The sequence below is a fragment of the Chitinophaga sp. 01L420 genome (assembly GCF_056399985.1).
Window position 1 is genome coordinate 1 of the sequence record NZ_JBFTSK010000046.1, and the last position, 21,477, is coordinate 21,477.

Consider the following 21,477-nt stretch of genomic DNA (forward strand, 5'->3'; position numbering starts at 1 on the left):
GTGGTGGAAACCGCCTGGCGTGATAATTTCCTCATATTTGATAACGATAATTTCGAAGATATTGCCCTTAAAATGGAACGTTGGTATGGCATTAAAATACATCTCGGCGACAGGTTAAAGAACTACCATTTTACCGGCACATTTAAAGATGAATCGTTTCCGGAAGTACTGGAAGCGCTGAAGGTTACAACAACATTTCATTGCCGGATAGTGAGTAATGAAGTATTTATTACCCAATAGGGGGTTAAAAAAAAACTAAAAATCGATACCTCTCATATAAAAAAAGGGCAAATGCTGCAAACATTTACCCCCTTTGTTGAGATCAAACGGCAGTTAGCTTCACTTGGCAATGTAGTCCTGTCGTAGTTTTATGACCTTTTACAACCTAAATGTATGGAAAAAATTCATACATTATGCAATCCTTTTGCGTCTAAAAACATTGGGAAAAGTTGTACTGATAATGAAACTGGTGTCCTTTATTATTCTTATTACCTGTTTGCAAATAGCAGGAGATGCCTTCGGTCAACAGGACCGTCGCATCTCTATCAAAGCTGAATCATTGCCATTGACAAAGCTGCTAAAGCTGATTGAAAAGAAAAGCGGTTACCGTTTTGTGTACCGCAATGATTTGATCCCGGCTAACAGCAAAGTCTCTATCGATGTAAATAATGCTTTGACAGAAGATATTTTACGAAAGATATTGAAGAATACAGGTCTCACTTTTAAGCAGCTTTCTGCTAACCTGGTCGCAATAGCGCCGGAAGACAAAGTGATCACAGGAATCAATATCAACGGAACGGTAACAGATGTTTTCGGACATCCGCTGCCAGGTGTGAGTTTGCGTATTGCGGGCCTTAACAAAGGCACCACTACAGATGAGAATGGTCTATTCCATATGGAAGTACCTTCTTTCGCTACATTGATCTGTTCATTCATAGGTTATGAAGAACAAAAAGTGCAGGTAAGTAACAATACCCACTTCAACATTGTGCTGAAAGACGACTCCAAAGGATTGAATGAAGTGGTGGTAGTCGCTTATGCCGTGCAAACAAGGAGTTCTTTGACAGGATCAGCTACTATGGTAAGTGCTTCTTTGTATGATAAAGCACCCCGTAGCAGCTTCCAGGAAAGCTTACAAGGCAATGTAACCGGCTTACAATCTACCAACGGTTCCGGTCAACCCGGCTCCGTACCGAGTATTCATATTCGTGGTATCGGTTCCATTACAGCAGGTAGCTCGCCGCTCTACGTAGTAGACGGGGTACCCGTAGTAACGGACAATCTTACAGATTACAATGTTAATTCCCTGGCAGGAATCAACAGCGCAGATATCGCCTCCATCTCTATTTTAAAAGATGCCGCATCTGCCTCGATCTATGGCTCCCGCGCTGCCAACGGGGTAATTTTAATTACCACCAAAACCGGCAGTCAGGGCAGAACAAAGGTCAGCGCCTCCATACAAAGAGGTAGCAACCAACTCACTATTCCGCAGGCAAACTATCCGCTCAACACAAAAGAGATGATGGAGCTGTTGCGGGAAGGTTGGATCAACAAGGCAGATGGCACCGGAGAAGCAGGCTTCCAGCAGGAAATCCGTGCACGTGGTGTGGATACAACTGTAAATACAAACTGGATCGATGTGCTGACCCGCCATGGAAGCTATACACAGGCGAATCTATCTGCCGCAGGCGGAAGTAATAAAACAAAATTTTACGTCTCCGGAGGGTTATATGATTCTAAATCAGCCCTGAAAGGAGTGGACTATAAACGTATGACAGGTAAGCTGAATCTGAGTAACCAGGCCACCAACCGTTTATCGTTTGATGTAAACCTGTCTTTATCCTACCAGCGTGCAAATGCAGTAGCTGATATGGGACTCATGGGAAACCCTGTACGTTCATTAGTCCGGATACAGCCCTGGCTGAAGGTTTACAACAATGATGGCAGCTATGATTTTAGTTATAATAATAGCTTTAACCCGGTAGCCGTGATGAATGGGAACTCCCGGACAGGCAGCACATATGGCTTGCTGGGAGGCGCCGCCGCTAAATACGCATTTACAGATTTCCTTTCTTTCGAAACAAAGATCAGCCTTGACCTGAACTATGCCCGCAGCAATTTATTTTTTGCACCAGGCTTTGCAGATGGCAGAAATACCAATGGTTGGGTATCGGTAAATAATAGTTTATGGAACAACTGGGTATCTACTAATATCCTGCGCTTCAACAGACGCTGGGGTTACCACGGCATCAATACTTTCATCGGTTATGAAGCACAAAAAACCACCAACACCGGCAACGCTTCTGAAGCATCTAACCTGCTTCCGGGAATGGAGTCACTGGCGGATGCATCAAAACCGGAAAAAGTAACTTCCGTGTCTAATGCAAATTCTTTAACAGGCATGTTCCTGAACAACAGCTACGATTACAAACAAAAATATTATTTCACGGCCTCTATCAGAAGAGACGCCTCTTCCCGGTTTGGCAGTCAAAAGAGAAGCGCCGCATTCTGGTCACTGGGAACTGCCTGGAATATTTACAGGGAGCCCTTTTTGCAGAATATATCCGGCATCAACGAATTAAAGATAAGAGCGAGCTACGGCAGCAACGGAAACCAGGCTATTGATAACTATGCATCTTTATCACTGTATAGTCCCGGTAATGATTATAATGGGAAACCGGGGTACGTGCTCACGCAATATCCCAATGCTTTTCTTACCTGGGAACAGAACAGACCATTCAACATAGGACTCGATTTCGCGGTGTTGAAGAATCGCTTATCAGGCACCATTGAATACTATAACAGGACTACCTCACGGTTACTGTTGAATGTACCGGTGTCTTCTTCTAATGGTATTACCACCGTTTTCAGGAATAACGGAGAGATGAAAAACAGCGGCATGGAGATAGCACTTTCTTCCCGCAATATCATCGCTAAAAATGAACATGAATTTTCATGGCGTACAGATGCTAATTTCTCTACGCTGAAAAATACAATTACCAGGCTGGATAACCAGATTACCTACCTTAACTACAGAAGAGAAGTTGGCAGGGATTTTTACCAGTTTTACCTGGTGGGATTTGCAGGAGCAGATCCGCAAACCGGAGAAGCGCTTTGGTATAAAGATGCATCTAAAACCAGTACCACTAAGTCTTACGGCGAAGCACAACGATTTTATCAGGGTAGTGCCTTACCCCAATTTTATGGTGGTATCACCAACTTTTTCAGCTATAAAGGTTTTGAACTGAGTTTTCAGTTCTTCTATAACTGGGGTAATAAAGTGTTCGATAACTGGGGGCCCTTCACGGAATCAGATGGTAGCGGCGGATTTGGCGGCGGCTCAAAAATGTCTCGTCTTACTTACGAAAACCGCTGGCAACATCCGGGAGATATCACCTCCGTTCCAAAGGTAGTATTTGGTGGTACGCAGTCGGGGCTTAGCAACCAGGTATCATCCCGCTTCCTTTACGATGGCAGCTTTATCCGCCTCAGAGATGTGATGCTGGCTTATAGCCTGCCACAAACCTGGCTGAAGAAAGCCAGTATCAACGAAGTGAAAGTATATGTACGCGGGAATAATTTATGGACGTATGTAAAGGATAAACGTCTCACAATGGATCCGGAAGTACCGGTAACAGGGGATTACGATCAAAGACCACCAGTATTCAAAACATTTTTGGTAGGACTGGATGTAAATTTTTAAAGTATTCATGCAGAAGAAATATACATATAGTATCATACTACTGCTGACAGGTTTGTTAGGCGCCTGTAGCAAAGACTTTCTGGAATTAAAACCGGACCAGTCTACCGAAACAGGTCGTGCTATCAAAGATCTTCCCGGTCTGCAGGCAGCCATCAGTGGTGTGTATTCGCTGATGCAGAGTGCAAACTATTATGGACGAACCATGCCATTGCTCCCGGATCTGAGGGCTGATAATAGTTTTATCAGTGTGATCAACACCAACCGCTATCGTAACCAGGACCAGTATATCGTTACCGCTAATGACGTGTATACGACTGACTCCTGGAATCAATTATACAGTGTGGTAGCGAATGCGAATATGGTCATTTCGAAAGGACCAGCTATTTCACTGCTACCATCGGTAGCAGATAGTATTGAAGCAAAACAGATAGTGGCAGAAGCATATGCGGTAAGGGCGCAGGTATTTTTTGATCTGTCCCGCATGTATGCACAGCCCTATAATTTTACGGCAAACGCCTCACATATGGGGATTCCCATTGTAACGATCACGAATGTGGACTCTGTGCAGTCGCCGTCCCGCAGTAGTATGAAAGATACCTATGCGCAGATTATCAACGACCTGAAAACCGCTATCAGGAAATTTGAAGAAAGTAACAGTACTGCTTTCTCCTCGGCAAGACTTAATGTGTATTCAGCAAAAGCGCTGTTGGCGAGAGTATTATTATACAAAGAAGATTGGGAGGACGCAGCGGCGCTGGCCAATGCGGTGATCAAAAGCAATAGATATTCGCTGCTGACAGGCGACAAACTGGTCAGTGATTTTAAAATTACAGGCAACAGCGAAACGATTTTTGAAATTATCAATACACCGGTAGACAATCCCGGCACAGATGGGCTGGGCTATATGTTCAACCAGGACGGCTATGGAGATGTACTGGCAACAAACAATGTATTTAATATTTATACTTCCGGCGATGTACGGCGGAATTTTCTGAAGAAAAGTAAACGCGCAGGCAATGGCGGTGAAAACCCCGCCAATGTGATTTCGAAATACAGTGATGTTACCACTTTCTCAGAAGGCATAAAAGTGATGCGGCTGGCTGAATTGTACCTGATCCGTGCGGAAGCACTGGCTCACCTTGGAAAAGCACCGGAAGCGCAGGCTGATCTGAATGTAGTGGCACAACGTGCCGATCGCAATGCCTTACCGGTAACTGTTACCGGGCAAGCACTCCTGGATGCTATCCTGTTGGAAAGACGCAAGGAGCTTGCTTTTGAAGGACATCGCTTATTTGATTTAATACGAACAAAACAATCATTCACCAAATACCTGGCGAGTGACAAAACAATACAAGTGGCCTGGCCCAGTACAAAAGTGATACTGCCCATCCCACAGAGAGAACTGGATGCTAACCCCAATATTCGCAACCAGCAGAACGAAGGGTACAATTAAATCTAAACCGCCTTTGTTAATAATTGGTTTTTGCTTTAAGCTGGTTGGTTTTTGCTTATGAAGAAATAAAGTCCCGGTGGTCCAACCGGGACTTTTATTTTTCAGCCATGATTTCCGCCACTCAACCAATTTATCCTTTCCTCCCACCAATTAATTACTACTTTTGGCAATCTGTAAATTCACGTACCACCAAATGTTTATAAGACGTTACACCGCCCTGGTTATAATTTTATTGACAGCAATGGGTTTGCCTGCTATGGCACAACCTTCTCCCGTATGGAATGCTGCTGACATTAAACTTCAACTGAAAAAGCTGGATACGCTCGGTAGCGTATTATATATTGCCGCCCATCCCGATGACGAAAACACCCGTCTGTTAGGCTATCTGGCGAAAGAGAAATTGTACCGTACCGGCTATCTGTCTCTGACCCGTGGTGATGGCGGACAAAATCTCGTTGGTAACGAGCAGTCCGAATTGCTGGGACTGATCCGCACCCAGGAACTGCTGGCCGCCCGCCGCATCGATGGGGCTGAGCAGTTCTTTACCCGCGCACAGGACTTTGGCTTCTCCAAAAATCCACAGGAAACATTTACCATCTGGGACCGGGAAAGGATTTTGGGAGATGTAGTATATATGATCCGCAAATTTCAACCGGACGTGATCATCTGCCGTTTCCCGGCGGATAGTCGTGCTGGTCATGGTCATCATACTGCCTCGGCCATGCTGGCGGAAGAAGCTTACACCGCTGCTGCAGATCCCAAACGCTTCCCGGAACAACTCACCCTGGTGAAACCCTGGCAAGCCAAACGCATCCTGTGGAACACCTTTAACTTCGGCAGTGTCAACACCACAGCAGACGACCAGTTCAAAATGGACGTAGGCACCTTTAACCCATTGCTGGGTAAAGGTTTCGGGGAAATAGCCGCCGAAAGCCGCTCCCAGCACAAAAGCCAGGGATTTGGAGTTCCCGCCTCCCGCGGCAGTTCCCAGGAATATTTTCTCACGATAAAAGGGAATACGCCTAAAAACAGCCTGCTCGATGATGTAAATACCAGCTGGTCAAGGATTCCGGGCGGAAACAAAGTAGGAGCGCTGGTGGATGCTGCACTCGCCGCCTACAACCTGGAAGATCCTACCGCCTCCGTTCCGGCATTGCTGGAAATACGCCGCGCTATCCAGGCACTGCCCGAGGGCTACTGGCGCAATCTGAAGCTAAAAGAAACAGAACAACTCATATATGCCTGTGCAGGTTTGTGGGCAGAAGCCTACAGCACCTCACCGACTGTAGTGCCGGGCAATAACATGGAGGCCACTGTACAACTGATCAACAGAGGCAATGTTAAAGTAACCCTGCAACAGATCGATTTGCCAGGTAAACCTAACGCCTCCGGTAAACAGGACCTGGCATTCAATAAATTTACCAGCATTTCCCAAACCCTGCCAGTGCCGGCTAATACACCGGAATCACAGCCATACTGGCTGGCGGATGCACATCCCGTAGGCATGTACATCATTAAAGATCCTTTACTGGTGGGCAATCCGGAAAATGTACCAGCGCTGCAGGCACAAATTCACCTGCGCATCGGTGACCAGGACTTTACCATCAGCCGCCCATTACAATACAAGTACACCGATCCGGTTAAAGGAGAGATCTACCAGCCACTGGTCATTGCACCTCCGGTAGTAGCTGACCTCAACAGCCAGGTATATATTTTTACCGATACCAAACCTCAATCTGTACCGGTGAAAATAAAAGCAATGGCGGATAATGTGAAGGGTACTGTACACCTGCAATTACCTGCCGGCTTCACTGCCGCCAACAACAGCGTTGCCTATACGCTCGCTCAGAAAGGCGACGAAGTAGAACTGCGTTTTAATATCAATCCTGTTAAGGGAGTGAGTGATAATCACGTAGATACGTTCACCGTAGTAATGGAGTGTAACGGTAAAGAATACACGCAAAGCTTACAACAGATCCGCTACGATCATATTCCGCTCATTACTTTATTTCCTGCAGCACAGGCGCGGTTGGTATCTGTGAACCTGAAACATAACGGCAACCGCCTGGGATATATTCCCGGCGCCGGTGATATGGTGGCAGCTTCGCTTCGCCAGGTAGGTTACGACGTAACTGAGCTGGGAGAAAAAGATATCATGAGCGGTAACCTGCAACAATATGATGCGATTATTGCCGGTGTGCGTGCATATAACGTGAACGCACGTATGAAATACTGGCAGCCCAAGCTGATGGAATACGTAAACAAAGGCGGCAAGCTGATTATCCAGTATAATGTAAACGGGCCACTGGTCATCAATGATATGGGACCTTATCCATTCGGGCTTTCCCGTGACAGGGTCACAGATGAAAATGCCCCTGTGCATTTCATCAACCCAAAAGATCCCGTATTCCATTATCCCAATGAAATTACCACCGCTGATTTCAATGGCTGGGTTCAGGAAAGGGGATTATATTACACGGTAAACGCCGATAAGGCTTATGATAAGCTCTTTACCATGAATGATAAAGGAGAATCTCCACTAGATGGTTCTACATTGGTGGCACATTACGGTAAAGGAAGCTATGTATATACCGGCTTATCATTTTTCAGGCAGTTGCCTGCTGGTGTACCAGGTGCATACCGGTTATTTGTAAACCTGATTTCTGTTAAATAGGGATTGAACGAAAATGAGCAATAAGCACCAACAACATCGGCCCAGATTGAGAATAGCGGCTATCTTCTGTATTATACTCGGCTTGCTGATAGGCTTTACTATCAAACGGGTACAGGTAGGTTTAGTGATAGGGATTGCGCTGGGGCTGTTGACAGGAAGTATGTGGAGTAAAAGTAATTCAAACGATTAACGTCTATGGCAGCTGACAACCTGCACGAAGAGAAACCGCCGATTTTTCCTACATGGAATTATTGGTACGTATTGGTAATAGCCTGGTTGGTGTTACTGATCGTACTCTTCTACTTATTCACCAAAACCTTTTCATGAGCCCTTTAGATTGGATTGTACTGATAAGTACACTCACAATAATTATATTTTATGGTGTCTGGAAAAGCCGTGGCCAGCGAAACATGGAAAGCTATTTCCTGGATAACCAGTCTATGCCCTGGTATATTGTACTGTTGTCTATTATCGGTACCCAGGCCAGCGCCATTACCTTTATATCTGCACCAGGTCAGGCTTATACAGACGGGATGCGGTTTGTCCAGTATTATTTCGGGCTGCCTTTGGCCATGGTTGTGCTTTGTATCACCTTTGTACCCATCTTTCACCGGCTAAAGGTATATACTGCCTACGAATTCCTGGAAAAGCGGTTTGATCTGAAAACACGTACGCTGACATCCTCGCTCTTCCTGATACAACGTGGTTTATCTACCGGTATCAGTATCTGCGCACCCTCCATTATCTTATCTTCTCTGCTCGGCTGGAACCTTTACTGGACGAATATGATTATGGGTGGCTTGCTCATCATCTATACCGTAGTGGGAGGCACCCGGGCGGTAGCCTATACACAAACCTTTCAGCTGGTGATCATTTTTGGGGGCATGTTTCTCGCAGGCTGGATGGTAGTACACCTGCTGCCGGAAAATATTGGTTTCAAACAGGCATTACAGGTATCCGGAAAAATGGATAAACTGAATGTGATTGTTACAAAGTTCAACTGGAAAGACAAATACAATATATGGAGTGGGATCATCGGGGGATTTTTTCTCGCCTTGTCTTACTTTGGTACAGACCAATCGCAGGTGGGCCGTTACCTGACTGCCAAGTCAGTGAAGGAAAGCAGGTTGGGGTTGCTGATGAACGGCCTGGTGAAAGTACCCATGCAGTTTCTGATCCTGTTGATTGGCGCCCTGGTGTTTGTGTTTTATCTGTACTTCAAAGCGCCGATCTTCTTTAATGAAGCACAGTTGGCCAGGGTACACAAAACAGAACAGGGGCCGGCACTGGTAAAGCTCGAGGATAAGTACAGTGAGTTAGGACAGCTGAAGCAGCAGCAGGTAAGACAATTGGCTGCTGCATTGGAAACAGACAACAGCGCACAGGTGGCCATCGCCAAAAAGGCGCTGCAGCAAACCGATGATAAATCGCAACAGATAAGAACGGAGGCGTTGTCGCTGATCAAAGCATCTGATCCAACTGCAGATACGAACGATACCAATTATATATTTCTGCATTTTGTGGTGAACAGTTTGCCGAAAGGACTGGTAGGTTTGCTGATAGCTATTATCTTCCTGGCCGCCTGGGGAAGTATCGCTGCTGCACTGAATTCGCTGGCTTCCACCACGGTGATCGACGTGTACAAGCGGTTGTATAATGAGCATGCCTCAGAAGATCACTATCTCAAAATGTCTAAACTCTGGACCTTGATATGGGGCGTGTTTTGTATTGTGGTAGCGCAATTTGCAGGCAGCCTGGGTAGTTTGATAGAAGTGGTAAATGTGCTGGGATCCTGGTTTTATGGGGTCACCCTGGGCATTTTCATGGTAGCTTTTTACTTAAAGAAGGTAGGAGGAACCGCTACTTTCTGGTCAGCTATCATTGCGGAAATCGCGGTGTTGGTTATTTACTGGACGGGCAGCGTTTCATTTCTCTGGCTGAATGCCATTGGTTGCTTGCTCGTGGTTATACTGGCATTGCTCTTTCATTATGTTTTTCCGCCTGCGGCGAGACAGGAACCTAATTAAGTCATTCCCAATATAAGATCATAAAAAAGCCATTGAAGTAACAACTACTTCAATGGCTTTTTCAGTATAAGGTATACTGCCTGACTTTACAGAAAGGGCTTAAAGTGGGCATATTGCGCCAGCGCCAGCATAGGGCGATCGCCTTCGCTGTCGCCGTAGGCGTATATCTCCCGGAAGTTTTCCAGCCGGTAAGCCTGACGGATGCGACTTACCTTTTCTTCTCCATTACAGTTGATACCCTGGATCTTACCTGTAATCTGTTTGTTTTTTACTTCCAGGCGGGTACCCAGACATACAATGTTTTCCTTTCGGCACCAGGGTGCTACCCAGTCCTGCGCAGAGGCGGTAACAACTACTACATGATGTCCCTGCTGCTGGTGTTTTCGTATAGCCGTTAACGCAAGGGGCCGGATAAGGGAAGGCAAACGTTCCCTGCAAAAGTCTTCGCAGCCTGCGGCAAAATCCGAGGCAGACATCTCTCCAAAAAAATAATCCAACACCTGTTCCTTCATATCCTGTGCGGGTGTCATTTTTAACTTGAACCGCAGCAATGCCGGCAACAGTTGTACTATACCGGCATACATGGCAGCCCTGCCTCTGTGGAAACGGATGATTTCCCAGAGGGTATCCTTGTTGGTAATGGTACCGTCAAAGTCAAAAAAGGCAATCGTCACAGTGAAAGTTTTTTGAAAATACCTTCTGGTATTAATTTGATAATGAGCATAATATATTTCCAATGCCACTTTACATACAACACATTTTTTCTTTTCTTCATCGCATTAAATATTGCATCCGCTACTGCTCCAGGCTGCGCGGTGAGCAGGGGAGGAAGTGTCAGATGCTGTGTCATGCGGGTATCTACAAAGCCTGGTTGTACACTCATCACGTGTACGCCAGTACGAAAAAGTCGGTTACGCAGTCCACTGAGGTAAGCGGTAAAACCGGCTTTCGCGCTACCATATATATAGTTGCTTTGCCGGCCTCTTTCACCCGCTACAGAACTGATACCTATAATGATACCCTGCTTTTTTTCCGCATAGCTTTCCGCCACTACATTTAATATAGAGACAGCGCCGGTATAGTTGGTATTAATAATAGCAGCGGCTTCCACCCAATTTTGTTGGGCTTTCTCCTGATCCCCCAGGTAGCCAAATACACAAATGGTAATATCTGGCTGCACCGGCAGACTGGTATAGAAACCAGTATGAGAGTTAAAGTCGTTGGCATCAAATGTATGTGCAGTGGCAGTAATGCCATAACGTACCTGCAGATCCTGTTGCTGCAGTTGTAGCGCAGCCATCTGACGACCCGCTAATTGAATATCATATTTCTCGGATGCAAATTTTCTGGCAATGGCTACTGCCATGTCCGAACCTGCGCCTAGTAGTAAAACTGTTGGCATGAGAGGTGTTTGGTTAATCAGAGGAAAACTATTTTATCAATGACAATCTTTCGGATTGCAGGGATTCAAACCGGGCCTCGCTGTTGTACTGTTTTACAATATCGGCAAACCTGCCCGCATTCGGATAGCTGTTCCAATATATTTCTGGCTTCATCCTGGCATCTTTAGACAGGTATAAGCGGCCACCATATTGCAGTACAATTTCATCCAGTTCATCCAGGAATTCAAAGAGCCCCTTGCGGATAGGGAAGTCCAATGCCAGTGTATAGCCCTCCATTGGAAAGGAAATAAGATTATCCTGTTTGCCAAACACTTTGAGTACAGCCAGAAAAGACCCCCAACCTTTGTCACTGATCCTTTTAAGAATAGCTATCAGACCATCTTTTTGTTCCAACGACACTACAAACTGATACTGTACAAATCCTGCTTTGCCATAACCGCGGTTCCAGTGCAGGATGGCGTCCAGTGGATAGAAGAAGGGCTCATAAGGGATTATCTTGTGCATCACCTTTTTATAATTCTTTCCGTAGTATAACCAGTTGAAAGCCTTCACAGTAAAAGTATTCAGTGCGAAGGAAGGCAGATTAAAGGGGAGCGTCAGTTTTCGTTTAGCCGGCAGGGTGAGTGGTGCTTTCTTTTGCTGTTCACTCAGTTCTTCCGGGGTGGCATGTTCGCCTACTATCAGGATACTCCGGCCAAAGGAATCACCTTTCTGCAGACAATCAATCCAGGCCATGGAGTAGGTATAGTGTTTATATTCGTCAAACAGGCGGATGACTTCTTCCAGGTTCCTGGCTTTCAGTTGCGTTTGTTTGATATAGGCGGTTTCTACTTTTTTAAGACTGAATTTTACCCGGGTAATCACCCCGGTCAGGCCCATGCCTCCACAGGTAGCCCAGAACAAATCATCATGGGTGCCTGCTGCGCAGCAGATCGTTTCACCGGAGGCGATTAATACGTCCATATCGATGATGTGACCAGAGAAGGCGCCATCGACATGGTGATTTTTGCCATGTACATCAGAAGCCACGGCGCCACCAACAGTAATATACTTGGTACCGGGGGTAACAGGTAAGAACCATCCTTTAGGGACAATGATATCCAGTATCTGGTCCAGTGTTACGCCAGCTTGTAAATCAATAATGCCATTTGTCGCGTCGAAAGAAAGCATCTTATCATACTTCAGCATGGAAATGCTATGTTGGCCTAAAGAGGCATCACCATAACACCGACCGTTGCCCCTGGCAATCATGTGAGAGTGTGCTACCACATATTTGCGGAGCTGATCTTCCTGTGTAAATACGCTTTCTTCACTGGCAACAGCGGGGTAGTTTCCCCAGTTCGCTAACCGTTTTTGCATTATTCAAAAAATGTTTTATCTGTCGGTAAATAAATTAATACATAAAAACTAAGTACCCACAGGAGTATGGTCAATTGAATAAAACGGTCTTTATATAGGATTTTTGTGGGAGAACCTGTATTGTTCTCCACGTAGGTTACTTGCAAATATCGTAATAATCCGCCAATTACAAAGAGGGTAGTGTAATATAGCCGGTAAGTATGAAACCTGGTCTGGGTTTCAGGCGAAATGGTATACATTAGATAACATACGATGATCACTGCAGACACGAGTGCCAGCATTACATTCAGGAAATCCATATTGTATCCGCTGACAGCCTTCCGCATTTCTTTCCCGGAATCCAGTTTAATCAGGATGTCATCTCTGCGTTTCGCGATCGCCATAAAGAGTGCCAGTAGGAAGATCATAATCATCAACCACTCAGACATGGCTACATCGGCAGCAACACCACCTGATTTTACCCGTAACACAAATCCGGTAGACAAGATCATAATGTCCAGTATAGATATATTCTTTAAGCCGAAGCAATAGAGCAGGTTGAGGACGAAGTAAATGCCCAGCACAAATGCGAACTTGACACCCAGGAAAGTGGCAATGCCAGCTCCACCCAACACACATAATGCAAAAAGGAGAAGGGCGGTTGGTTTGGATATGGCGCCGGAAGCCAGGGGGCGCTTACATTTAACAGGATGCTGTTTATCCGCCTCTATATCTTTGTAGTCATTAATAATATAAATGCTGCTCGCAATAAGGCTGAAGGCAATAAAGCCTATCAGTAAATGCAGCAACTTGGCAGTGTTGAATATTTCTCCTGCAAAAAAAAGTGGAATAAACAGGAATGCATTTTTTACCCAATGTTTTGGTCTAAGTAATTTGATGTATTTCATGGGGAACTAAAAAGTTGATTCTGACGGGTCAAGATACAATTTATTCGATTACTTTTGCCCCCATTCATATTAGCGGATTATTACAATTACAGCAAATCCCAATCTTCTATGTCAATTTATTCCCTGAAAGGTCGCAAGTGGACCATTACCGAAAGTTTAATTATTGTTTTGCTGGCGCTCGTGCCATTATTTGTTACATTTCCATATCGCGTGAATATTTTCCTTTCCTGGGAAGGAGCATATCGCATCTCTTCAGGTCAGATTCCCTTTAAGGATTTTGGATCGCCATTGGGTTATGGATTCTGGATCATCCCCGCACTCTTCTTTAAAATTTTTGGACCGGAGATGGTTTCCCTGGTCAAAGCTCAGGTGCTTATTAATATCATGGCTGGTTTTGCTTTCCGTTCCATCCTGAAAAGTTTGGACATAAGGCCGGGAATAAGGTTGCTCTCCCTGTTGGTGTTTGTATTGTCTTATTCCTTCTTCAATTTCTGGCCCTGGTATAATCATACCGTCATCGTGTTTGAGCTGATAGGGATTAGTTTCCTGTTTAAATCTTTCTTTTCGGATAACCGTACCCGTAGTTACCTATGGATGGCGGCAGCGGCGCTTTTTATCTTCCTGTCAGTTTTTACCAAACAAGACGGAGGAGGTATGGCCTTTATGCTTTGCCTGTTGTTCCTGGCATATAACTGTTACCAGACCCGCCGCTGGGTGGACTTTCCCATCTTCATTGGGATGTTTGGACTGGTAGCGGTATTCTTTATTGTTCCACTGATGCCTGGATTCGGCTATTGGTTTAACCACGGACAACCTCCGCATAGCTCACGGTTAGCTCTAAACGATTTTACGGATGAAATTTTCGGAAGCTCCAATTGGATCAAAGCATATGTGGTGTTAGTGGTGTTTTGTATTGTTGCGAAAGTGAAACAATGGAATACCTGGTTACAACGGCGCCGGGAAGTATTATTTGTTTTGCTGACATTGGGTATTTTAGGAGAAGCAGCTATTTTCCAGGTAACCAGCTACACCCCGCCAGACAATAACATCTTTTTCCACAGTTTCGCTTTTGCTTTCGTGGCCACTTATTTATGTGAGCTGCTGCATGTATATGTAGACAGTCCCAGGTCATTGTTGATAGGTACCTTGCTGGTGCTGTTCTGGTGGTCAGGTACCTGGTGGAAGTATATTGGGCGTTTTACTGATCGTCTTTTTCCTGCACAGGAAATGGTGGATGCCCATAATCCGAATCATGAAAATGTAGTAAACAGGCGAAATTATATGATCAATGAAGACACAACTGATGTTCCGGTTTCATCCTGGATATTTTCAGATCTGAAGCCTTTCCGTAAAATATATATGCCACCTTCCACTGTAAAAGGGATGGATCGGATCATGGCCTTACCTGTAGTAAAGGACAATAAGTCAGATTTAAAGGTGCTGAATATGTCTGAGTTGACGCCCTTAGCAGTAGTTATTCCTTACAAGCCGGAAACCGGACCGGACTGTCCGTTATGGTATCATTTGGGAGTAGGGATGTTCAACAGACAGTTGGCGATCTATAAACAGAAGGTACAGGATCATCATTATGACCTCATTTTATTTGAATATGCACCAGGCTTAAATAACTTTTTCCCTTTTGCACTGAGAGATGAATTGAAATTGCATTACCACCAGGTAGATAGTTTTCTTGCACCAAGAAGACCGACAAATGCAATTATTGAAGTATACGTAAAATAAATTATGTATCTTTAGCCGGACATTTCCTGAATCAAGGAACGTTTCTCGTTTCCAGATATTAAAATACTATCAATAGTCTATAAAAAACAGCCCACTGAAGGGCTGTTTTTATTTTTATAAATTGTTGATTTTTATTTAGTTAATAAATAAATGTTTAAGCATTGTTTTAGGTAGATAAAACCTTGTTTTATACCTCTTTTTTTATTAACCAGTAAAATAAGTTTTGCCGGTTAATAATTAGATTTATCTTTGTTGGGAGGACTTAAAAAGAAGGAGATATGTCTGTTCCCAAATCCATTTCTACACTCAGGCTTGACGGCGGAATTCTGTGTCTTGATTTCGTCAACACGATTGACAACCGCAGGAAACCAACAACCTGTGATTACCTTTCGAGCTTCAAAGAATTGCTGCAATGGTATGCACATACCAAAGCTTTATCTCCCAAAATTATTCATACCCTGGAACGGCTTGCAAAAGACTATCCGCAAAAAGCAGCGATTGTTTTTGAAAAAAGTCTGTTGTTGCGGGAATTGTTGCACCGGCTATTTACTGACATGATTGCAGGTAAAAATCCGGCGGCGGGTGACCAGGTGCAGTTCAATACTTACCTCGGGGAAGCATATGCTAACATCGAAATCAGTTGGTCTGCAGGCGCCGGGAAATTACAGTTTAACGCACCGGCACTGGAGCAGGTATATTGGTGGTTAGTAAAATCGGCGGTAGAATTATATACAGGAGACAGACCCGCACAGATAAAAGAATGCCCCGCCTGTGGATGGCTCTTTCTTGATAAGAGTCGTAACGGCTCCCGAAAATGGTGCAGCATGAGCACCTGCGGAGATGTAGATAAAGTAACCCGGAATTATCAGCGTACAAAAAGAAAGAAAAATGGATAAGAAGACAGGCAGTTTATCATCCAAGATGATCCTATGCCTTTTAGCCGTATATATTATTTGGGGTTCCACTTACCTTGGTATGAAGATCGCCACCAAAGTGGTGCCTCCGTTCTTTCTGTCGTCTATGCGTTTTTTGGTTGCAGGTTCCTTGTTGCTGGCTATCGGATGCCTGCGGGAAAAGACCTGGCCAAACCGTCAGCAGTTTTTATCTGCCTGCTTTGTAGGCGTTGCCCTTATCGGTATTGGTAATACAACTGTAGCCCTGGCAGTACATCATATGCCCTCCGGGCTGGTAGCACTCATGGTGGCTGCCATGCCTGCCTGGATCATGGGAATGGACTGGGCTTTTTTCAGTAAGCAGCGTCCCTCCGGATTAACATTGCTGGGTATTGCCATCGGCTTTGCAGGTCTTTTCCTGTTGTTTAATCCCTTTGCACATCATGAGGCCCGCAACTTTCCTTTATGGCCGGTGGCAGTAGTGGTAGCAGGTAATATCTGCTGGGCGGCAGGTACCTTATTTGTGCAACGCTTACCCATGCCCACGCAAATTACCAGTACCGCTATTCAAATGCTGGCAGGAGGCGTTTTCTCTTTCTTTGTCAGCCTGATCTTTGAACCCGGCGCCATCAGTACCCTGCCCGCCATGACGATGGAAGCCTGGCAAGCTTATGTTTACCTGGTACTCATCGGCTCCCTGGTAGGATATACCTCCTATAGCTGGTTGTCTAAAAATGCGCCGCCAGGACTCACTGCCACTTATGCCTATGTAAATCCTATTGTCGCCTTATTTCTCGGCTGGGCTATCGGCAATGAAGCGATTACGGGGATGGTAGGACTGTCTGCCGCCATCGTTATCAGTGGTGTAGTGATGATGACCCTGGGCCGTAAATAAGCTTTTTACTTTCTTTTCCTCTTGATAATGACTATATTGTGGTTTCACACATGTACAGGTATAGCCCTTATCCCTCTCGGGATAAACCCTGTTGAAGAACCATAGCCATTGTAGCAGCATTGTATTTATTTATATATGTAGGTTCCGCTCTTTTGGGTGCATTTTTTGTTTTTGTTGGTGCTATTCCGATTGAACGTAATTAGATAATAGATTATATAAACTGACTATGCGAAAGACCATTATTGTATCGAACAGGCTACCAGTAAAGATTTCAGAAACAAACGGTGATTATACACTACAGCCCAGTGAAGGCGGCCTGGCAACAGGTTTGGGATCTATTTACAGAGAAGGGAATAATATCTGGATAGGCTGGCCGGGACAGGAAATCACCGATCCGAAGGAACAGGAAAAAATGACGAAGCAGTTGCGTAAAATGAACCTGATGCCGGTTTACCTGACGCAGGATGAAATTAACAACTTTTACGAGGGCTTTTCAAATGAAACACTGTGGCCGGTTTTCCACTATATGGCCGTATATGCACACTATGAACAGGAACATTGGGATTCCTATTACCAGGTAAATAAAAAATTCAGGGATATTATTATGAAGGTAGCCGAACCAGGAGACATTATCTGGGTACACGACTATCAGCTGCTATTATTGCCAGGGATGATCAGGGCCGAAATGCCGGAGATCTCCATCGGTTTCTTTCAACACATCCCATTTCCATCTTATGAATTATTTCGCCTGATCCCCTGGCGTACAGAGATATTGGAAGGTATGCTCGGTGCAGATTTGATGGGCTTCCATACTTTTGATGATACCCGTCATTTCCTGAATGCGGCCAGCCGCCTGCTGCCTGTCAACACCACGGCGAATGTGGTGTCTTATAATGACAGGGCAATTGTGGTGGAAACATTCCCGATGGGCATTGATTTTAATAAGTATGCCGACATGGGCAAAGACCCGGAAGTATTGCTACAGATGCAGCAACTGAAGGAAAACTTCCAGGCAGAGGACCGGTTAATATTATCTATTGACCGCCTTGATTACAGCAAAGGGATCCTGCAAAGACTGGAAGCATTTGAATTGCTATTACAACTACACCCGGAATATATTGGGAAGGTAGTGCTGTATATGATTGTAGTGCCCTCCCGTGATACCGTGTCACAATATAAGGAGCTACGCGATCAGATAGATAAGTATGTAGGTAATGTGAATGCCCGCTTCCGTACCCTGGCCTGGCATCCGATCCAATACTTCTATCGTTCGTTCCCCCTGGAAACCTTATCGGCTCTCTATAATTTTGCAGACATCTGCCTGGTAACGCCTATGCGTGATGGCATGAACCTGGTGAGCAAAGAGTATGTAGCCAGTCGTAATAACAATGACGGAGTATTGATTTTGAGTGAGATGGCCGGTGCATCTAAAGAATTAATAGACGCCATCATCGTAAACCCCAACAACATTGGCGCCATTACCCGTGCCATCGTAGATGCACTCAACATGCCGCTCCCGGAGCAACAACGGCGCATGAAACAAATGCGCTCTATAGTTGCCAAATTCAATATTAATCACTGGGTAAAATTGTTCATGACACGGCTGGATGAAGTAAATGAAATGCAAAAGAATATGCTCGCCCGCCGCGTGAACCAGGAAACAGCCGTATTAATAAGGCAGCAATACTTCAGTACTAAAAAGCGGATCATCTTCCTGGACTACGATGGGACACTGGTGGGTTTTCAACCCAACATCGATATGGCATCGCCGGATCCTGATCTGTACCAGCTGCTCCGGGAGCTGGCCAGCATACCAGGTAACGACCTGGTAATGATCAGTGGCAGAAACCATGAAACATTAGGGGAGTGGTTCGGTCATCTGAAACTGGACCTGATCGCTGAACATGGCGCCTGGCAGAAGACCAAGGAAGGAGAGTGGTACCAGCTGCCGGGTTTAACGGACAAGTGGAAGAAAGAGATACAGCCTATCATGGAATTAGCCACAGACCGTACTCCGGGCTCTTTTATAGAAGAGAAAAGCTATTCTCTCGTATGGCATTACCGTAAAGTAGAATCCGGCCTGGGCGAATTGCGCGCTAATGAACTGATGAATACCCTGCGCTATTACACCGTGGAAAAAGGATTGCAGGTACTGCCCGGCGATAAAGTGATTGAAGTGAAAAACGTGGAGATCAACAAAGGTAAAGCAGCACTCAGCTGGCTGAATCATAAAAAGTACGATTTCATTATGGCTATGGGGGATGATGTAACAGATGAAGATATCTTTAAAGCGCTTCCGCCCAAAGCCATTACCATTAAAGTCGGCAGCCAGGTGTCCGCTGCCCAGTATTACTTAAGAAGTTATCATGAGGTAAGACACCTGTTAAGGACCCTGAGAAACAGGGAAGCGTAAATAGCTATTAGCCATTAGCTTTTAGCTTTTAGCTTTTAGCAAAATGCAGCGGAGATAGACATATATTATGTTCTCCGCTGCATTTTGCTAAAAGCTAAAAGCTAATGGCTAATAGCTATAAAAATATCGGCATATCCAGTTTCATTGATATCCTGTAGGCGGCATTCATCAAACCTACGTGACTATATGCTTGCGGGAAGTTACCCCACTGACTGCCGGTTTCTGCTTCTACGTCTTCACTAAAAAGCAGCAGGTGGTTGGAATATTGCAGCAGCTTACCGAATTCGCGCTGGGCATCATCCAAACGGCCCACACAGGCAAGCGCTTCTACATACCAGAACGCACATACGAGAAACGTAGTTTTAGGTTTACCAAAATCATCGGAGTGGCGATAACGGTAAAACAAGCCTTCCGGCGTTTTGAGTTCTTTCTCTAGTGCAATGAGGTGATCACGTGCACGTTCGGAAGCCGGATCCAGGTAGTTCATCATGATGAGTTGTAACGTGCTGGCATCCAGGTGCTGACTGCCGGCAGCATTAGTATATACTTTTCTTACCGGATCATAGCAGCTTTCAATATGTTCGGCAGCACGATTTTTCAGTTCCACTGCCTTTTGCAGGAGAGGCTCATTGCCGATGGTCCGTGCCATCTTTTCCGCGGCGGCACAGCCTGCCCATTGGAAGAGATTCGTATAGCAATGGATGTTAGCCATGTTTCTGAACTCCCAGATGCCTGCATCTTTTTCATCGATCGTTTTTTCAATCTTCTTCAACAGGAGTTCTATCCAGCGGTCAGAATCTTTTCTCTCTGAAAAAACAAAACGGTGATCTGTATATAAAGGAAGCATCGATATCAGTACCTGTCCATATATATCATTCTGAATATGTTCATAGGCCTGGTTGCCGATTCGTACGGGCTTATTACCCAGGTAACCATCCAGATGGGGGAGGATGGTTTCGGATAAAATCTTTTGACCGGTGATACCGTATAATGGTTGGTAACGGAAATCGCCGGAGAAGGAGATATCTGTTATATAACCAAAGTAGCGTTCCATTTCTTCAAAATGTCCGATATGGTTTAAGGCTGTGATCACATAATAGGTATCACGCATCCAGCAGTAGCGGTAGTCCCAGTTGCGGCCACTTTCCGGGAATTCCGGTAAGCTGGTGGTGCTGGCAGCAATGATAGCGCCGGTATCTTCATACTGGTGTATTTTCAACGTTAACGCTGACCGGATAACATATGGCTGGAAGTAGTTGGCAATTGAAGAGTGCTTGATCCAGGTTCTCCAATAGGAAACGGTTTCCCGCAGGAATCGTTCTGCTGTACTTACCAATGGGGCTTCCAGCGGATGCCCATAGGTAAGAATGAGGTAACGGGTATCATTCAGCACAAAATATTCTTCTTCAAAAAGATAACTGACAGCGATATTAGTAGTGAGGCGGATGTTTTCATCACAGCCACCAAATTCAATATGACTGCTGCCCCGTAGCCGTTTCAGTTTCTCGGCGCCATAATCACAAACAGGCTCACATTTTACCCGGATGCGTGGTGAGCCATCCAGCGGCTCTATTTTCCGGATAAGCATCAGTGGTTTAAAGAAGCGTTCGTACTGCAGAAAGCGGGGGGAGAAGTCGGTAATGCGATAGCTGCCTTCAGAGGTCGTAATTTCAGTACAGAGTACATTTGTATTTTCCAGGTAGTACTGATGAGAAGCGTAATCGGCCTCAGGGAGGATAGAGAATTCGCCCCCTTTCTTTTTATCCAGCAGTCCGCCAAAAACGAAGGAGCTATCCATGCGGGGCCAGCAAAGCCAATCAATATTAGTATTCTTGTTTACATGCGCCAGAAAAGCGCAGTTGCCAATAATTCCTGTCTGATAAGTATGTCTTTCCATGAAGCCTGCGATTTGTTTGAATTACACTTTTCACTTAAAATTGTTCATCCCGGAACAAAAGCTGTTCCAATAATGCTCCGCAGGATTTCTATCGTCATTTATTAACAAAACATATCATTCTGAAGTCTTACCA

At 45.1% G+C, this 21,477-nt stretch carries 15 protein-coding genes; 10 read left to right on the top strand and 5 right to left on the bottom strand.

Features of this window, described 5'->3' with window-relative positions:
- From AC1DP6_RS29730 to AC1DP6_RS29755, 6 genes are all read left to right on the top strand, one after another.
- A partial coding sequence (locus AC1DP6_RS29730) for a FecR domain-containing protein (RefSeq protein WP_477058140.1) occupies positions 1 to 240 on the top strand: 240 nt, incomplete at its 5' end.
- A gap of 220 nt (positions 241 to 460) precedes the next feature.
- Positions 461 to 3,703: a SusC/RagA family TonB-linked outer membrane protein gene (locus tag AC1DP6_RS29735; RefSeq protein WP_477058141.1), complete on the top strand. Its 3,243-nt coding sequence runs from the start codon at positions 461 to 463 to the stop codon at positions 3,701 to 3,703.
- A gap of 7 nt (positions 3,704 to 3,710) precedes the next feature.
- Positions 3,711 to 5,156 (top strand): RagB/SusD family nutrient uptake outer membrane protein, encoded by a 1,446-nt coding sequence (locus AC1DP6_RS29740; protein ID WP_477058142.1) that lies wholly within the window; start codon positions 3,711 to 3,713, stop codon positions 5,154 to 5,156.
- 193 nt (positions 5,157 to 5,349) lie between these two features.
- Complete coding sequence (locus AC1DP6_RS29745; RefSeq protein WP_477058143.1) at positions 5,350 to 7,830, top strand: PIG-L family deacetylase; 2,481 nt, start codon at positions 5,350 to 5,352, stop codon at positions 7,828 to 7,830.
- Between the two features lie 13 nt (positions 7,831 to 7,843).
- Positions 7,844 to 8,020: a hypothetical protein gene (locus tag AC1DP6_RS29750; protein WP_477024619.1), complete on the top strand. Its 177-nt coding sequence runs from the start codon at positions 7,844 to 7,846 to the stop codon at positions 8,018 to 8,020.
- 133 nt (positions 8,021 to 8,153) lie between these two features.
- Entirely contained in the window at positions 8,154 to 9,857 is a 1,704-nt protein-coding gene (locus AC1DP6_RS29755) for a sodium:solute symporter family protein (protein WP_477058144.1), read from the top strand.
- 86 nt (positions 9,858 to 9,943) lie between these two features.
- Here AC1DP6_RS29755 and AC1DP6_RS29760 read toward each other — a convergent pair whose 3' ends face one another.
- From AC1DP6_RS29760 to AC1DP6_RS29775, 4 genes are read right to left on the bottom strand one after another with little or no spacing between them, the layout of a single operon-like run.
- Entirely contained in the window at positions 9,944 to 10,531 is a 588-nt protein-coding gene (locus tag AC1DP6_RS29760) for an HAD family hydrolase (RefSeq protein WP_477058145.1), read from the bottom strand.
- A complete protein-coding gene (locus AC1DP6_RS29765; RefSeq protein WP_477058146.1) occupies positions 10,528 to 11,259 on the bottom strand; it encodes an SDR family oxidoreductase in 732 nt (243 codons plus the stop codon). Before AC1DP6_RS29765 ends, AC1DP6_RS29760 begins: the two co-directional genes overlap by 4 nt.
- A gap of 28 nt (positions 11,260 to 11,287) precedes the next feature.
- Positions 11,288 to 12,619 carry an FAD-binding protein gene (locus AC1DP6_RS29770; protein ID WP_477058147.1) on the bottom strand — a complete coding sequence of 444 codons (1,332 nt, stop codon included), beginning with the start codon at positions 12,617 to 12,619 and terminating at the stop codon, positions 11,288 to 11,290.
- On the bottom strand, positions 12,619 to 13,506 hold the full coding sequence (locus AC1DP6_RS29775) for a decaprenyl-phosphate phosphoribosyltransferase (protein ID WP_477058148.1): 888 nt from the start codon (positions 13,504 to 13,506) through the stop codon (positions 12,619 to 12,621). Before AC1DP6_RS29775 ends, AC1DP6_RS29770 begins: the two co-directional genes overlap by 1 nt.
- A gap of 108 nt (positions 13,507 to 13,614) precedes the next feature.
- Here AC1DP6_RS29775 and AC1DP6_RS29780 point away from each other — a divergent pair, with 108 nt between their 5' ends.
- The 4 genes from AC1DP6_RS29780 to AC1DP6_RS29795 all read left to right on the top strand — a co-directional run bounded on the left by AC1DP6_RS29780 (position 13,615) and on the right by AC1DP6_RS29795 (position 19,447).
- Positions 13,615 to 15,246 carry a hypothetical protein gene (locus tag AC1DP6_RS29780; RefSeq protein WP_477058149.1) on the top strand — a complete coding sequence of 544 codons (1,632 nt, stop codon included), beginning with the start codon at positions 13,615 to 13,617 and terminating at the stop codon, positions 15,244 to 15,246.
- A gap of 278 nt (positions 15,247 to 15,524) precedes the next feature.
- Complete coding sequence (locus AC1DP6_RS29785; RefSeq protein WP_477058150.1) at positions 15,525 to 16,142, top strand: CGNR zinc finger domain-containing protein; 618 nt, start codon at positions 15,525 to 15,527, stop codon at positions 16,140 to 16,142.
- A complete protein-coding gene (locus AC1DP6_RS29790; protein WP_477058151.1) occupies positions 16,135 to 17,034 on the top strand; it encodes an EamA family transporter in 900 nt (299 codons plus the stop codon). The genes AC1DP6_RS29785 and AC1DP6_RS29790 overlap by 8 nt, the downstream gene beginning before the upstream one ends.
- 226 nt (positions 17,035 to 17,260) lie before the next feature.
- The gene (locus AC1DP6_RS29795; RefSeq protein WP_477058152.1) at positions 17,261 to 19,447 is read left to right on the top strand and encodes a bifunctional alpha,alpha-trehalose-phosphate synthase (UDP-forming)/trehalose-phosphatase; all 2,187 of its coding nucleotides are present in this window, start codon (positions 17,261 to 17,263) and stop codon (positions 19,445 to 19,447) included.
- 115 nt (positions 19,448 to 19,562) lie between these two features.
- Here AC1DP6_RS29795 and AC1DP6_RS29800 read toward each other — a convergent pair whose 3' ends face one another.
- Complete coding sequence (locus AC1DP6_RS29800) at positions 19,563 to 21,344, bottom strand: glycoside hydrolase family 15 protein (protein WP_477058153.1); 1,782 nt, start codon at positions 21,342 to 21,344, stop codon at positions 19,563 to 19,565.
- Positions 21,345 to 21,477 lie beyond the last annotated feature (133 nt).

Bases quoted from the DNA above. Each gene is read 5' to 3' on its own strand.
- AC1DP6_RS29735 (WP_477058141.1), top strand. From the start codon at position 461: ATGAAACTGGTGTCCTTTATTATTCTTATTACCTGTTTGCAAATAGCA.
- AC1DP6_RS29740 (WP_477058142.1), top strand. From the start codon at position 3,711: ATGCAGAAGAAATATACATATAGTATCATACTACTGCTGACAGGTTTG.
- AC1DP6_RS29745 (WP_477058143.1), top strand. From the start codon at position 5,350: ATGTTTATAAGACGTTACACCGCCCTGGTTATAATTTTATTGACAGCA.
- AC1DP6_RS29750 (WP_477024619.1), top strand. From the start codon at position 7,844: ATGAGCAATAAGCACCAACAACATCGGCCCAGATTGAGAATAGCGGCT.
- AC1DP6_RS29755 (WP_477058144.1), top strand. From the start codon at position 8,154: ATGAGCCCTTTAGATTGGATTGTACTGATAAGTACACTCACAATAATT.
- AC1DP6_RS29765 (WP_477058146.1), bottom strand. From the start codon at position 11,259: ATGCCAACAGTTTTACTACTAGGCGCAGGTTCGGACATGGCAGTAGCC.
- AC1DP6_RS29770 (WP_477058147.1), bottom strand. From the start codon at position 12,619: ATGCAAAAACGGTTAGCGAACTGGGGAAACTACCCCGCTGTTGCCAGT.
- AC1DP6_RS29775 (WP_477058148.1), bottom strand. From the start codon at position 13,506: ATGAAATACATCAAATTACTTAGACCAAAACATTGGGTAAAAAATGCA.
- AC1DP6_RS29780 (WP_477058149.1), top strand. From the start codon at position 13,615: ATGTCAATTTATTCCCTGAAAGGTCGCAAGTGGACCATTACCGAAAGT.
- AC1DP6_RS29785 (WP_477058150.1), top strand. From the start codon at position 15,525: ATGTCTGTTCCCAAATCCATTTCTACACTCAGGCTTGACGGCGGAATT.
- AC1DP6_RS29790 (WP_477058151.1), top strand. From the start codon at position 16,135: ATGGATAAGAAGACAGGCAGTTTATCATCCAAGATGATCCTATGCCTT.
- AC1DP6_RS29795 (WP_477058152.1), top strand. From the start codon at position 17,261: ATGCGAAAGACCATTATTGTATCGAACAGGCTACCAGTAAAGATTTCA.
- AC1DP6_RS29800 (WP_477058153.1), bottom strand. From the start codon at position 21,344: ATGGAAAGACATACTTATCAGACAGGAATTATTGGCAACTGCGCTTTT.